The sequence below is a fragment of the Mycoplasma sp. Z386 genome, assembly GCF_054343375.1.
In genome coordinates this window covers 26,774-40,675 of the sequence record NZ_JBTGVC010000006.1, presented here as the reverse complement: position 1 = coordinate 40,675, position 13,902 = coordinate 26,774, and the positions used below count along the sequence as shown (strand labels likewise).

The following is a 13,902-nucleotide window of genomic DNA, read 5'->3' as shown; positions in this document are numbered from 1 at the left end:
TTAAACTATTATATACATTTTTTGCATACTCTTTTTTGTTTTGCAATTTCATAATAAACATCTCCAATAATTAATTATTGGAGATATTTTCTTTAGTTATAAATAAATTATAATTTAGATAAGTTTTTCATGCATTCTTGCATTCTTTTTCAGGAACCTTTTTCATTTCTTTCCATAATTTGTGGTAATTCATTAATATCTTTATTTTTTAAATTGTCTATTGCTTTTTTTATTAATGAATTTCTTTCTTCTTTACTCATTTTATCACCTAAATATTATATTATTTTATATAATTATAGCATTTTAAATTAAAATATTAGTATATAAATTATTAATACTTATTTTTACTTAAATAAAGATATAAATATTATTACTTATATATTAAACAAAATATTTAAAAACCCCTAGTATAGAAATCTATAACTCTTTAATTATTTAATATTTATTAATATATAAATAAAGAAAAACACAGATTTATTCTGTGTTTTTGGATGTTATTTCAATTCTGTATAATTTTGTCCATCATAGAATCTAATATTTGTATTTTGTGGAAGTGAATTAGGGATAATATTGTCATAAGAATGATTTTTACTCAATCAATCTGTGAAGTCAAATAATGATGTTACTTGACTTAATTCATTGAGTGCAGTGTATTTTCTTTCTATTGTCATATTAGTAGATTGTTTAACAAGTCCTTTTGCTCATTCAATTGCAGGTTCTTGGGCTCATTTATGTCAATCTCTTAATAAATCTTTTCTAAACTCTTCACTTGATTGATTTTCTGGTTTACCTATATTATTATTTTGTCTATAGTTAACATATTTTTTACCAAGTTCATTAATAGATGGTGCTGGTAAAATATCTGTTCTTCAATAACTACGTCAATTATCAACTTGATTGCTACTTAATTTAGCATTAATATCGTTTGTAACTTTATTTTTAAGATGTGTAAGTCTTCTTGTATCAAATACTGAATTAAGTGCATATTCAAGTTCAATAGCATTAGCATCTTGAATTGTTGAAGCTTCTTTAACTCTATTAATATAAGTTTCAATTTCTTGTGGACGTAAAGCATAAGATATTACAGAAGAAGAAGAAGAAGAACCGCTTGGTGGAGTTATTCCTTGAGTATACATTCTGTCTATAATTGCTTGTTTTTCGTTTGTTAAAGGATCGTTTGTTGAATTATATGAATCAACCGCTTTTTCAACACTTATTATTCCTTCAATATCTGTTTTACTATTTAATTCATTATATTTAGCAGTTTTTTGATCTTGACTATAATCATTTTTATTAGTAATTTTTGCTTTAACAGCAATTAATTTATCATTAAAGATTTTTTCTGCTTCAGTTTTAATTCTTTCTATTTCACTACTATCAATTGTTGAATCTAATAGTTTTGTTAATCTATCTTTATCTGCTTCATCTCCATTAAGTTTAGCGATTGCATCTCTTGCTGGTTGTCTTAAAGCAGCATATTGGTTGTTTTCAGTTGTTACATCATTTTTTATATAATTCATTTGTTGTTTCAATGCATTAATATCATATGCATTATTAATTTCATTAATTCTTGACTCTCTTGTAGTAGCATTTTGAATATTTAAAGCTTGAGCAATTGCTTCATCTTTGATAGGATTTCATATTTTTTCTGCATCTTCTTTAATATGTTGTAATTCTTCGAGATTTTTCTCACTTTTTGCTCTTTTTAGTCTTTGCTCTAATGCAACACCTTTATTATAATATGTATAATCAAAATTTCTTTCACTATCTTGAACACTCACTTTTATTTTATTAACAGAATCATTAGCAGCATCATAGGCAGGTTGTATTTTAGCTTGATCTTCCTGTTGTTTTAAAGTTTTTGCTTGTGCTAAAATTTGATTTAATCTTTCAATACTTTCTGCTGGTTGTACAGAACCATCACTATTACCATTTACTTTTTCAGTAATAGTATTTTTATTAGCATCACTTAATTTTTCAGCATATAATAATACTTCTTCTTTTTTAGTATTAAATATTTCATCTGCTTGTGTTTTTTTAGTTTTAATATCAGCTTGACTTAATACATGTCTATCAAGTTCTGCAATTAAAGTTTCTTTTGTTCCACTAGTATCACCAGCTAATTTATTAGTTATATATGTTTGAGCTTCTCTATTTAATCTTTCTAATTCATTAGTTATTTGACCTTTAACATCTCTAACATCTTTTCCTGTTGCAGTTGAATTAGGTTTAATTGCATTATTATAGAATTCGTTGGCATTATTTTTAATAGCATTTCCATCTTGTAACATATCTATATATTGTTTAAGTGAAGGAAGTTCTCTTTCTCTGTCGATTTTGTTAATTACTGCTGTTACTTCAGCATCAATTTCTTTTACCTTAGTAATTGTTTTATCATCAGCAGGTCCATTTAACATTTGTTGTCATTTTCTTACTAAATTGTTTTTGTCTTCACCATCTGGTAATCCATTAATTTTACCTTCAGTAACACTTGCTACAGTGTTAAATTTATGTTCAGCTTCATCTTTAAGTCTATCTAGTTTTAGTTGATTATTACCAGCTTCTGTTAATTTGGTATTGTATCTATCATAAGTTTGATCATTACCTTCATCCAACCCCCTTAGTTTAAGGACTTTAGTTTTTGCTGCTTTTCTAGAATTGTCAATTAAAGTTTGTGCATTTTGTTTTAATGTATTTACTTCTGAAACTGATGTAGCTGCTTCGATATTTTTTAAAACTTGTTCTCTTGTACCACCTTCATTTTGTGGTTTTAAGTTATTAGCTACTCCAAGAGCTGATGCTTTAGCGCTTGCTAATTCTTCTGCTTCTCTGTTTTTAACTTCTGCATTACCAACAATAGTATTAATTGAATTAATATCTGCATTTTCAGTAGCTAAAGTATTAGTAATTTCATTTTTAAAATGATTTTTTCTTTCTTCACTTAAATGACTTAATCCATCAATGGTGTTTTTAGCTGCATCTTGTTTTTCTTTAAATTTATTAGTTGCTTCAGTTACTGTTGTTTCATACTGTTCTTGTGTTCTACCATCAGCAGATTGTCCATTAAAGGTTCCTATTTTGAAAGATTTAAGAAATTATAGAAAGAGAGAAATAAAAATGAACATATGAAAATTAAACGAAGTCTTATTAGAAAGAGCAATTGGTAATTATAGACGTTTAATAAGAGAAAATAAAGTAGTTGCAGAAGAAAATTGAGAAAAAAAAGTAAATAGTGCTTTAAATGAGGTTGACTATTTATGACCAAAAGCAGCAAACGAGAAAATGATTAAAATAATGAAAGAAATAGAAAAAATTAGTTTTTATAAATGACTTAATTGAAATCATAAACAAACAATAAAACTAATGATGCTAGGAGGACTTGGGTGCCCAAGCCTTCAACAAAAAACAATGGAATTATTACCAGCATTAATTGAAGCAGCAGAAACAAACGATATTCAACCTATTATATAAATGTATATTTCAGTTAATTTTGGTGATTTATATATTTTATTAGAAACAGAACAAGGAGAAAAATAAAATGAATATAGACCAATTATATAGATGACTGCTAAACGAAGCAATAAAAGCTTATAAATATTATACAGATAGGGCATTCTATATGACTGCAGACGATGAAGACTGAGAAATAAAATTAATGAAACAAGGAATGGAATATTTATGACAAAAAGCAGCAAGCGAGAAAATGCTTAAAATAATGGAAGAAATAGAAAGTTCAGTTTTAAGCAATAGAAAGTTCGGTTCTGACGAAAGAAGACTAATAAAAGTAATGCTCCTAGCAGGTATGGTTGACGAAGAAAGACAAAAAACAATGGAATTATTACCTACCTTATTTAAGCAAGTAGGGTATGAAAAATTCGACTCCATTATAAGTATGTATGTTGCTGTTAATTTTAACTTAAATATTGTAATAATTAATAATTTTTTAAGAGCATAAATGACTAAACAATTAAAAGAGAAGTACATCAATGAACGGGCATATTTTGCATTTGTTTCCTTGCTTGTAATGTTTAAAAATAAATATATCAAAATCAGCAAAGATACAGAAAAAAGCATAGAGAGAAGAGCAATCAAAGAGGCAAAGCAGGAGTTAAAAGAAAATCAGCAAGAACTAGGAATGGACTTTTTACTAAATGACAAACAAAAAAAGACATTTAGAAAATGAAGCAAGAAATACCACCTTACAGAAGAACAGCAAGAGAGCGTAGCATTTGCTTTGTATTACAAAGTAGCAAAATTTAGAACAATTAAAAAGTTAATTAAAAAAGCACCTAATAAAGACATTTTAGATACTTATTTTATTGACTATTTTAAAAAAATGGAGACAAATTAACAATTACCGGAAACAAAAGAAAGAAACGGAGATAAAGTCCGGAGACAACTTAAAATATCAGAAATAAAGAGCGGAGAGAAAATGAAAAAAATACTGAAAGAAATAATGGACTTTAGACAATATTAAAATTTATTAAAAATCATTAATGACCATAGTGAATTATGAAATTGAGAGTATTCAATCAATTTCAAAAAAAATAAAAAAGATGAAAGTCCTTTCTTTTAAAATTAAAAAATTTCTCGGTGGTAACACCGAGAAAATTATTCCACTTAGTTAAAAAAAGTGGAGAGAATTTTAATTTTAATAATTATAATTCTAATATTAATTAAATTATAAAGTAATGTAATACATTTTCCACCAACCTTATATAAAAACTCCCATTACGCCAAATGGCGTTTTTTCATTAATTAAGTTAATCTTAATTAATTGGGAATCTGAAAATGTATTACACTATTATTGTAGCACTTTTTCCAAAATTTTTATAAAAAATTTGCAAATTATTAATCAAAATGCCATCGTTAGTAATATATAATAATAATTAAAATATTTTTTGTTTCTAATGCCAAAAGTAAATCAGATATTATAACTAAGTTTTAATTCTTTGATGATGAAAAAATATTCTTCTTTATTGAAAATAAAGAGATAAAAAATAATCATAATATTTATAAATTAATTTTAATTAAATGAAATAAAATTTTAGGAAAAACAAACCAAAAATCCCAATTTTTTCCGTATTTTCGTAACAAAATAAATTCTGTGGTAATATTAAAATGTGACTAATATTTTAGTCACATAAGGAGGTGAAAAATGTATTTAAAATAAAGGTTGAAAAGTGGAACGAATTTTAATCTTGTTGATTATAATTTTATTATTAATTAAATTATAGAAAAAATTAATACATTTTCCACTAACCTTATATAAAAACTCCATTACTGCAATTAATGGAGTTTTTTCATTAATTAAGTCAATCTTAATTAATTTGGATTGTGAAAATGTATTTATACTATTATTATAACACTTTTTTGCAATGTGTTCAATTTTTTTGTAGAAATTTTTTTAAATAAAAAACATTATCTTTAAAAACATTATTTAAATTTAAAAAAATAAACTTTATATTAACAAAAGAAGCATAACAAATTTCTTCTGTTTTAATAAAAAAACAATAAAAATTTGATATATTTTTAATTTTTGTATAAAATTAGAATAACTAATTATTAATATTTTTATAAAAATATCTATAAAAATATATTTTTAGTATAAAATTATATATATTTAAATTTTATAAAATAAAGCAAATTAAAGGAAAATATGACAAAAAAAGAATTTATAAACGATGTAGTTGATAGATTAGATGAAAATTTAAAAGTTAGTCCAAAACAACTAGATCATATTTTAGAAACAATGTTATTTGTTTTAAAAGAACAATTATTAGCAGAAGAAAAAGTTACATTAGCTGATTTTGGAATCTTCTCTACTGTTGTTAGATCACAAAGAAAAATCGTAAATAGTTTTACAGGCGAAGAACAAGTTGTTCCACAAAAAAGAGCAATTAAATACAAACCATCAAAATATTTACGTGATTTAGTAGACTTTAAATCATAAAATATATCAATATATTTATTAAATAAGCATAAACTGCATTTGTGGTTTATGTTTTTTATTTTTATCAAAAAATAAAAAACACTTATTTTGCCCATTTTTTTAAGCATTTTTCAAATAAAAAAATTATTTGTTCATTATAAATAATATTTTTTGAACAAATAAAAGAAAAATTTGAATTTTTATCAATTTTTATATATAATATTATTACCACAAAAATTGGGAGGTGGTATTGTGAAAAACGAAAAATACGATGTAATTATTATAGGTGGGGGAATCATAGGTGCTTCGATTGCTTATGAGTTGTCTCAATATAATATGAAAAATCTATTATTAGAAAAAAATCCAGTATTTGCAGATGAAACTTCCAGAGGAAACTCAGGTGCAATACATGGTGGTTTTGATCCTGATCCAGGAAAAATCGAAGCTAAACTAAATGTTCTTGGAAATCAGTTATGAAGAGAGAAAATTTTTAAAGATTTAGATTTTCCAAGAGCACAAGTTGATTCATTAATTTTAGCTTTTAATGAAGAAGAAATGAAGCATGTACATATGTTATATGATAGAGGTTTAACAAATAAAGTTCCAAAAGAATTTTTAAAAGTGCTTTCTAAAGAAGAAGTACTAAAAAAAGAACCAAATGTTAATCCAAAAGTTCATGGAGCACTTTTATGCACAAGTTCATGAGCAATTGATCCAGTAAGAGCGACATATGCTTTTCTTGGAGCAAGCGAACAAAATGGTACAACATTAAAAAACAATTCTGAAGTTACAGATATTAAATATGTAAATGATGAATTTGAAATCACTTTAAAAAGTGGCGAAAAATTACATTCAAAAGTTGTAATTAATGCTGCTGGTCACTATGCAGATGTCCTTGCACAAAAAGCAGGATATGGTGACTTTAAACAAACAACAAGACGTGGAGAATACAGAATTTTAGCACGTAGTGAAGGTGGAATAGTAAACTCAATTTGTTTCAAAGTTCCTACAATTCACGGAAAAGGTGTTATTGTTGCACCAATGCTTGATGGACATGTTTTAGTGGGACCTACTGCTGAAGAAGGTGTACCAAAAGAAGAAACAAGACTTGTTACAAAAGCAAAATTTGACTATATTGGAGAAATTGGAAAAGAAATTATTCCTTCAATTAGACTTGAAAAAACAATTATGACTTTAGCAGGTTCAAGACCTATTGATGTAGAAACAAATGATTTTGTTATTAGATCTGCTAAAGATAACAAAAAATTTATTAACGCAGCTGGAATGCAATCACCAGCTATAGCCTCAGCACCTGCAATTGCTATTGAAATTGAAAAATTAGTTGAAGCATCAGGACTAAAATTAACTAAAAAAGAAAACTTTAATCCTAAATATACAGTTAGATTCTAAATTTTAGGAGGGCAAAATGTTAGCTAAATTAAAAGGTTTAACCTGAAGACAAATTATTGCCTTAATCATTTTAGCGGCTTCTGATGTTTTTGTTATAGCAGCACCCTACTATATTAAAAACATCATTCCAAACTTACACGAATACTTAAACATTAAAGAAGATCAAGTTGCTACTTTAACATCAATTATTGGTTATGTAACACTAATTACTCAACTTCCTGGCGGTTTTTTAGCCAATAAGTTCAGTTCAAGATGGTTGTTGTCTATCGCTGTCTTTTCAACAGGAGCAATAACTTTCTGATTTGGAGCTACAATTTGAAATTCAAAAAGTTTAGATCCAAATTCATTATTTATTCAATACTCAATAATTTGAGCGTTATGAGGTGTTAGTTCTACTCTTGTATTCTGAACACCTTTATGAAAACTTGTTTCACAACAAACAACAAAAGAAAATCAAGGTTTAGCATATGGAATTCAAGGAACAGCAAACGGAATTATCGGTTTATTCTTCGTATTTCTATTAGGACTACTTGTTACTAATGTATGAGTTCCAAGAGCAAATGGAAGTGCAATACCTTTTGCTGTTTATGCTTTCTTAATTGCAACCTTTTTAGTTGCTACATCAATCTTTGTACTAATTCTTGTTCCGGAGAAAAAACAAGAGAGAGATACAGAAAAAGCTTCATGAGCTAGATTGAAAAAAAGTATAATTTCTGTTTTTAAAGCATTAAAAAATTGAAAATTATGAGCATTATCAATTTTTGTAATGGGTATGTATACATTCCAAAGTGTTTTTGCTTACTATTTAATTCAATTAATGCAAAACGGATACTTAGCACCAGCAATTCTTGTGACTATTTTAGGGGGAATTAGAACTTATGGATTAAGAACATTGGTTTCCACCTTCATAGGAAGATGAGCTGATAAATTTAGATCATATGTTCTTTTCTTAATTATTGTTACAGGAATTGGAATTATTCTACTTGGAGCAATTATCTTACTTGGTTTTGTTCCAAAATCAGCAAATGTTTGAGTAATTGTTTTCAGTTCAATTCTCTATCTATTAGCAGGAATTCTTTCATGAGCAATGGTTACTTTAAGATATGCTCAAATTGGTGAAATCCACTTAGAAAAAAATTCTTATGCTTCAAGTGTTGCTGTTCTTTCCTTTATTGGTTTTTCAACAGATGCTTGACTATACCAAATAACCGGAGCAGTTGGTAAATATTACACACCAGCTGGAGCAGATAATACTTCAATAAAAGGTTACCAAATTATTTTAGTTATTACTTTAGCAATCGCACTTCTTGGACTACTTGCAGGACTTGCTGTGCATATTGCTAACACAATTGAACTTAAAAAATTAGGTAAAACAAACTACAGATGGAGAACATTAGAAAATGCATAACAAACAATTAATTTTAGGACACAGAGGATACTCTGCAATTGCCCCAGAAAATACCGAATTAGCCTTTGAAATGGCTTATCAATTCAATTTTGATGGTGTTGAACTTGATGTTCATTTAACTAAAGATAAAAAATTAGTTATTATCCATGATGAAACGACAAACAGAACAGCATTAACTAAAAAAGAAATTGAATTTTGTACTTTGGAAGAACTTAAAAAAGATGATCACAGCCTCTTTTTTAAAAAAAGTACAAGAAAACAAACAATACTCACATTAGAAGAATTTTTAGATAAATACTTAAATTTATTTAAAATTATTAATGTTGAAATTAAAACTGATCAAAAAGAATATAAAGGAATAGAAGAAGAATTACACAAACTTGCAAACAAATATGGACAAGCATATTTTCAAAAAATAGTTTTTTCATCTTTTAACTTTCAAACGCTTAGAAATATGCGCAAGTTAAGTTCAAAATACCAACTTGGATTTCTATTTTGAACAGAAACTCAATTCCAATCAGTTTCTATAGATGAAATGAAACAAGTGTGTCAATTCTTAAATCCTTGAACGGTTTTATATGATAAAGATAAAAAACGTTATCAAAAAATTAACATGCCTTTAATGTTATGAACTCTTAAAGATCAAAAAAAATACAACGAATATTTAAACGATAAAATTGTTTATGCTCAAATTAGTAATTACAAATTTGAAAAAAACAAATAAGGAGAAAAATGAAAGATAAATTTATTATCACATTAGATTCAGGTACCACTTCCTGTAGAACACTAGTGGTAGACCATGATGGAAATATTAAAGCAAGTAGTCAAAGTGAATTTACACAATACTTCCCAAAATCTGGTTGAGTGGAACATGATCCATTAGAAATTTGAAATACACAACTTTCAACAATGCAAAGTGCAAAACACAAAGCAAAAATTAAATCCCACGATATTGTCGCTTTAGGGATTACAAACCAAAGGGAAACAATTGTTTTATGAGATAAAGAAACAGGATTACCTGTATATAACGCGATTGTGTGACAAGATAGAAGAACAACAGATTATTGTGAAACATTAATTGAAAAAGGATTATCAGACTTCTTTAGTGATAAAACTGGATTAATTATTAACCCATATTTTAGTGGAACAAAAATTCGTTGAATTCTTAAAAATGTAGAAGAAGCAAAAACAAAATTAAAAGAAGGAAAATTACTTGCAGGAACAATTGACACTTGATTAATGTGAAAATTAACCGATGGTAAAGTTCATGCAACTGACGTTTCTAACGCTTCAAGAACTATGTTATTTAACATTCACACTTTAGACTGAGATCAAGAAATTTTAGATTTACTTGAAATTCCAAAAGAAATTTTACCAGAAGTAAAATCTTCATCCGGACACTATGGAGTTGTAAGTCCTCATCATTGATCTAATAAAGCAAAAGGACAAGTACCAATTACTGGAGTTGCAGGAGATCAACAATCAGCTCTCTTTGGACAATTATGTACAGAAGTAGGAATGGTTAAAAATACTTACGGAACAGGATGTTTTACACTTGTAAATACAGGACACACTCCAGTTAAAAGCAAAAATAAATTACTAACCACAATTGCTTGAAAACTTGGAGACAACAAAACAGTTTATGCTCTTGAAGGTTCAGTGTTTATTGCTGGAGCAGCAATTCAATGACTAAGAGATTCACTAAGAATTTTATATAACTCAGCAGAATCAGACTTCTTTGCTTCACTTGTAAATGATGACCAAAGAGTATATATGGTTCCATCGTTTACAGGACTTGGAGCTCCTTATTGAGATTCATATTCAAGAGGTGCGATTTTTGGTTTAGAAAGAGGAACCAAAAGAGAACACTTAATTAAAGCAACTCTTGATGCGATTGCTTACCAATCAAACGATTTAATTAAAGCAATGGAAAAAGATTTAGAAAAACCAATTATTTTATTAAAAGTAGATGGAGGAGCATCAAATTCAAATTACTTAATGCAATTCCAATCTTCAATTTCTAATTTAAAAGTAGAAAGACCTTCAAATATCGAAACAACAGCTTTAGGTGCTTCATATCTAGCTGGATTAGCTGTTGGTTACTGAAAAGATCTAGAAGAAATCAAAAAAATAAACAAAATTGACAAAGTATTTAAACCACAATTAGCACAAAATGAAATTGATGCTTTAATCAAAGGTTGAGATACAGCTGTTAAAAAAACTTTAAACTGAACAAAAGATATAGAATAGGAGAAAAACAATGAGATTAGATATTTTATCAGAATTTTTAGGAACTTTAGTTCTAATTCTTCTTGGTAACGGTGTTGGATACAGCGTTTCCATGAAGAGAATGTTTGCGAACCAATCTGGAAAATGGATCGTTATCATTTTAGGATGAGGTTTAGCTGTATTTGCAGGGGTAATAGTTTCATTATCTCTTGGTGGATCAGCTCATTTAAATCCAGCAGTCACATTTTTTGTTGCTGTAAGTAGCAAGTTAAGTGATCCATTAATTTTAACATATATTCCTGTGCAAATTTTAGGTGCAATGACAGGACAAATGCTTTTAAACTTCATTAATTGAAAACACATTCAAGAAACAGATTTAGCTACATTAAGAGGAGTACACTGTACAGGACCTGCTTTTGCAAATAAAGAAAAAGCAACTATTTTTAACTTCTCTTATGAATTAGTAGGAACATTATTACTTGTTGGATTAGTATTAGCATTTGGTAAAGGTGGGAATAAAATAGGATTAGCATCACTTGGTCCAGTTCCAGTAACATTAATTGTTGTAGCAATTGGTGCTTCACTTGGTTCATCAACAGGTTATGCAATTAACCCAGCAAGGGATTTAGGTCCAAGAATGGTTTATGCTTTAATGGAAAAAACATTATTAGCAAATAGAAAAAGCGAACATGTTGGAGGAAACTGATCATACTCATGAATTCCAGTTGTTGCTCCTTCATTAGCTGGTGCAATTATTGGTGCTTTAGCTTTAATTCCAGTTGCAGCTTAATTACCAACTTATAAAAAATAAAATAATTAATCAATAAAGGAATTTATTATATGAAAAAAATATTAAATAAAAAAGAAGATATAGTTTTAGAAATGATTAATGGGATTGTAAAAACTAACAAAAAAGTTAAAAAGGTTGAAAACTTTAATGTTATTTACAATACTGAATTTAATAAAAATAATGTTGCTTTAATTTCAGGTGGTGGTTCAGGACATGAACCAGCACATATGGGATTTGTAGGTAATGGTATGCTTAGTGCTGCTGTTGCAGGAGAAGTATTTACCTCTCCTACACCAGATCAAGTTGAAGCAGCAATAAATGCTTTAGATTCAAAAAATGGTACTTTATTAATTATTAAAAATTACACAGGAGACAAACTAAACTTTGAAATAGCACAACAACTAGCTCAAGCAAATGGTAAAAATGTAGAAACTGTATTAGTTGATGATGATGTTGCAGTAGAAAATTCCACTTGAACTATTGGAAGAAGAGGGATCGCTGGAACAGTATTTGTACACAAAATTGCAGGAGCATTAGCTCAAAAAGGAGCTTCATTACAAGAAGTAAAAAGAGTAGCACAAAAAGTAATTCAAAATGTTAGATCATTTGGAATTTCTTTAAACTCTATTTATATTCCAACAACAGGAAAAGAATCATTTTCATTAGCAGCAGATGAAATTGAATTTGGTCTTGGAATTCATGGTGAACCAGGAATTAAAAGAGAAAAAATTAAATCATCAAAAGAAATTGTTAAAGAAATGTTAGATTTAATTTTAAAAGATTATGATTATAAAAACTCAGAAGTTGCTTTAATGGTGAACGGTTTAGGTGGAACACCTGAAATGGAATTATTTATAGCAACTAACGATATTCATGATTATTTAGCAACTAAAAATGTTTCTATTTATAGTTCTCATGTTGGAAATTTTATGACTTCACTTGAAATGCAAGGATTTTCAATTTCTTTACTAAAACTAGATGATGAGCTTAAATCATTATTAGATGAACCAACAGAGGTGAAAAGTTGAAAATAAGTTATTCTAATTTAACTGATGCAATGAAAAACATTGCCAAAGAGTTAAAAGAAAATGAAGATTATATTTCTACTTTAGATCAAACTATTGGTGATGGTGATCATGGATTTAATATGGTTAGAGGTTTTACTGAAGTTTCTAACATTCATTTTGAACAAGTAGATTTACCTACATATTTAACTTTAGTTGGAAGATCACTAATGTCAAAAGTAGGAGGTGCTTCTGGTCCTTTATATGGAATGGCATTTATGAATTCTGCTAATGCATTAAAAGGACATGAAACTTTTACATTTAGCGAATTTAAAATTTTAGTTTCCAGTTTTACAAAATCACTTGAAATGCTTGGAAAAGTAACTTTAAATGAAAAAACAATGTATGATGTTTGAAAACCACTTGAAACTTATTTAGCTTCAAAAGAAACATTAGATGCAAATGAATTTGATTCAACAATTGATTATGTTTATTCTTTAGTGCAAAATACTAAAGATTTAGTTGCAACCAAAGGAAGAGCATCATACTTAAAAGAAAGATCATCTGGCACAATTGATCCAGGTTCTTATTCAAGTTATATTATTATTAAAAACTTAATTAAAGGATTATAATGAAGAAATTATTTATTATTATTTCTCATTACAATAAATTAGCACAAACAATTAAAGAATACTTAACTAAAATGCTTCCTATTGATGAAAATAATATTAAAATAGAAGCATTAGGTGGAATTAATGATGGAAAAGATTTAGGAACTGAACCTTTAAAACTACTTGAAATCATCGAAGCAAACAACGATATCAAAGAAGTAGTAATATTTTCTGATTTAGGTTCAGCTACTTTAAGTGCACAAGCAATTATCAGTATGGTAAGTGACAAACAAATTCACGTTTCTCACGGTTCTATTGTTGAAAATTGTTTCTCTGCTTATGTGCTTGCAAACTCTGGAGCGAATTTTGACTCCGTAGTATCAGCAAGTGAAGAACAAATTGTAAAATAATCTTACTTTTAAGCCCACTTTATAGTGGGTTTTTCTATTTTTAGAACCAAAAAATGATATAATTAAAAAGTATTAAGGAGAAAAATGAAAAATGAAAAAGGACTATCT

At 27.5% G+C, this 13,902-nt stretch carries 14 protein-coding genes; 12 read left to right on the top strand and 2 right to left on the bottom strand.

Going from position 1 to position 13,902, the window contains the following annotated elements:
• Nucleotides 1–107 precede the first annotated feature (107 nt).
• Entirely contained in the window at nucleotides 108–260 is a 153-nt protein-coding gene (locus ACXX85_RS01430; RefSeq protein WP_436358351.1) for a hypothetical protein, read from the bottom strand.
• A gap of 234 nt (nucleotides 261–494) precedes the next feature.
• The gene (locus ACXX85_RS01425; protein WP_458560435.1) at nucleotides 495–2,615 is read right to left on the bottom strand and encodes a hypothetical protein; all 2,121 of its coding nucleotides are present in this window, start codon (nucleotides 2,613–2,615) and stop codon (nucleotides 495–497) included.
• Nucleotides 2,616–2,658: 43 nt separating this feature from the next.
• Between ACXX85_RS01425 and ACXX85_RS01420 the strand changes: the two genes are divergently transcribed.
• The 12 genes from ACXX85_RS01420 (at nucleotide 2,659) to ACXX85_RS01365 (ending at nucleotide 13,794) form a co-directional block, all read left to right on the top strand.
• Nucleotides 2,659–3,471 carry a hypothetical protein gene (locus tag ACXX85_RS01420; protein ID WP_458560434.1) on the top strand — a complete coding sequence of 271 codons (813 nt, stop codon included), beginning with the start codon at nucleotides 2,659–2,661 and terminating at the stop codon, nucleotides 3,469–3,471.
• Nucleotides 3,472–3,538: 67 nt separating this feature from the next.
• Nucleotides 3,539–3,955: a hypothetical protein gene (locus ACXX85_RS01415; RefSeq protein WP_458559656.1), complete on the top strand. Its 417-nt coding sequence runs from the start codon at nucleotides 3,539–3,541 to the stop codon at nucleotides 3,953–3,955.
• Entirely contained in the window at nucleotides 3,956–4,351 is a 396-nt protein-coding gene (locus ACXX85_RS01410) for a hypothetical protein (protein WP_458560433.1), read from the top strand.
• A gap of 1,308 nt (nucleotides 4,352–5,659) precedes the next feature.
• Nucleotides 5,660–5,953 carry an HU family DNA-binding protein gene (locus tag ACXX85_RS01405; RefSeq protein ID WP_436358342.1) on the top strand — a complete coding sequence of 98 codons (294 nt, stop codon included), beginning with the start codon at nucleotides 5,660–5,662 and terminating at the stop codon, nucleotides 5,951–5,953.
• Nucleotides 5,954–6,184: 231 nt separating this feature from the next.
• Nucleotides 6,185–7,342: a type 2 glycerol-3-phosphate oxidase gene (gene glpO, locus ACXX85_RS01400; protein WP_458560432.1), complete on the top strand. Its 1,158-nt coding sequence runs from the start codon at nucleotides 6,185–6,187 to the stop codon at nucleotides 7,340–7,342.
• 16 nt (nucleotides 7,343–7,358) lie between these two features.
• The gene (locus ACXX85_RS01395; protein WP_458560431.1) at nucleotides 7,359–8,750 is read left to right on the top strand and encodes an MFS transporter; all 1,392 of its coding nucleotides are present in this window, start codon (nucleotides 7,359–7,361) and stop codon (nucleotides 8,748–8,750) included.
• The gene (locus ACXX85_RS01390; RefSeq protein ID WP_458560430.1) at nucleotides 8,743–9,474 is read left to right on the top strand and encodes a glycerophosphodiester phosphodiesterase family protein; all 732 of its coding nucleotides are present in this window, start codon (nucleotides 8,743–8,745) and stop codon (nucleotides 9,472–9,474) included. Before ACXX85_RS01395 ends, ACXX85_RS01390 begins: the two co-directional genes overlap by 8 nt.
• 8 nt (nucleotides 9,475–9,482) lie before the next feature.
• Nucleotides 9,483–11,000 carry a glycerol kinase GlpK gene (glpK, locus tag ACXX85_RS01385; protein ID WP_458560429.1) on the top strand — a complete coding sequence of 506 codons (1,518 nt, stop codon included), beginning with the start codon at nucleotides 9,483–9,485 and terminating at the stop codon, nucleotides 10,998–11,000.
• Nucleotides 11,001–11,010: 10 nt separating this feature from the next.
• Nucleotides 11,011–11,769 (top strand): MIP/aquaporin family protein, encoded by a 759-nt coding sequence (locus tag ACXX85_RS01380; protein WP_458560428.1) that lies wholly within the window; start codon nucleotides 11,011–11,013, stop codon nucleotides 11,767–11,769.
• A gap of 50 nt (nucleotides 11,770–11,819) precedes the next feature.
• Nucleotides 11,820–12,803, top strand: coding sequence for a dihydroxyacetone kinase subunit DhaK (gene dhaK, locus ACXX85_RS01375; protein WP_436359203.1), 984 nt, complete (start codon nucleotides 11,820–11,822; stop codon nucleotides 12,801–12,803).
• The gene (dhaL, locus tag ACXX85_RS01370; RefSeq protein WP_458560427.1) at nucleotides 12,794–13,405 is read left to right on the top strand and encodes a dihydroxyacetone kinase subunit DhaL; all 612 of its coding nucleotides are present in this window, start codon (nucleotides 12,794–12,796) and stop codon (nucleotides 13,403–13,405) included. The genes dhaK and dhaL overlap by 10 nt, the downstream gene beginning before the upstream one ends.
• A complete protein-coding gene (locus ACXX85_RS01365) occupies nucleotides 13,405–13,794 on the top strand; it encodes a PTS-dependent dihydroxyacetone kinase phosphotransferase subunit DhaM (RefSeq protein WP_436359200.1) in 390 nt (129 codons plus the stop codon). Before dhaL ends, ACXX85_RS01365 begins: the two co-directional genes overlap by 1 nt.
• Nucleotides 13,795–13,902: the final 108 nt, after the last annotated feature.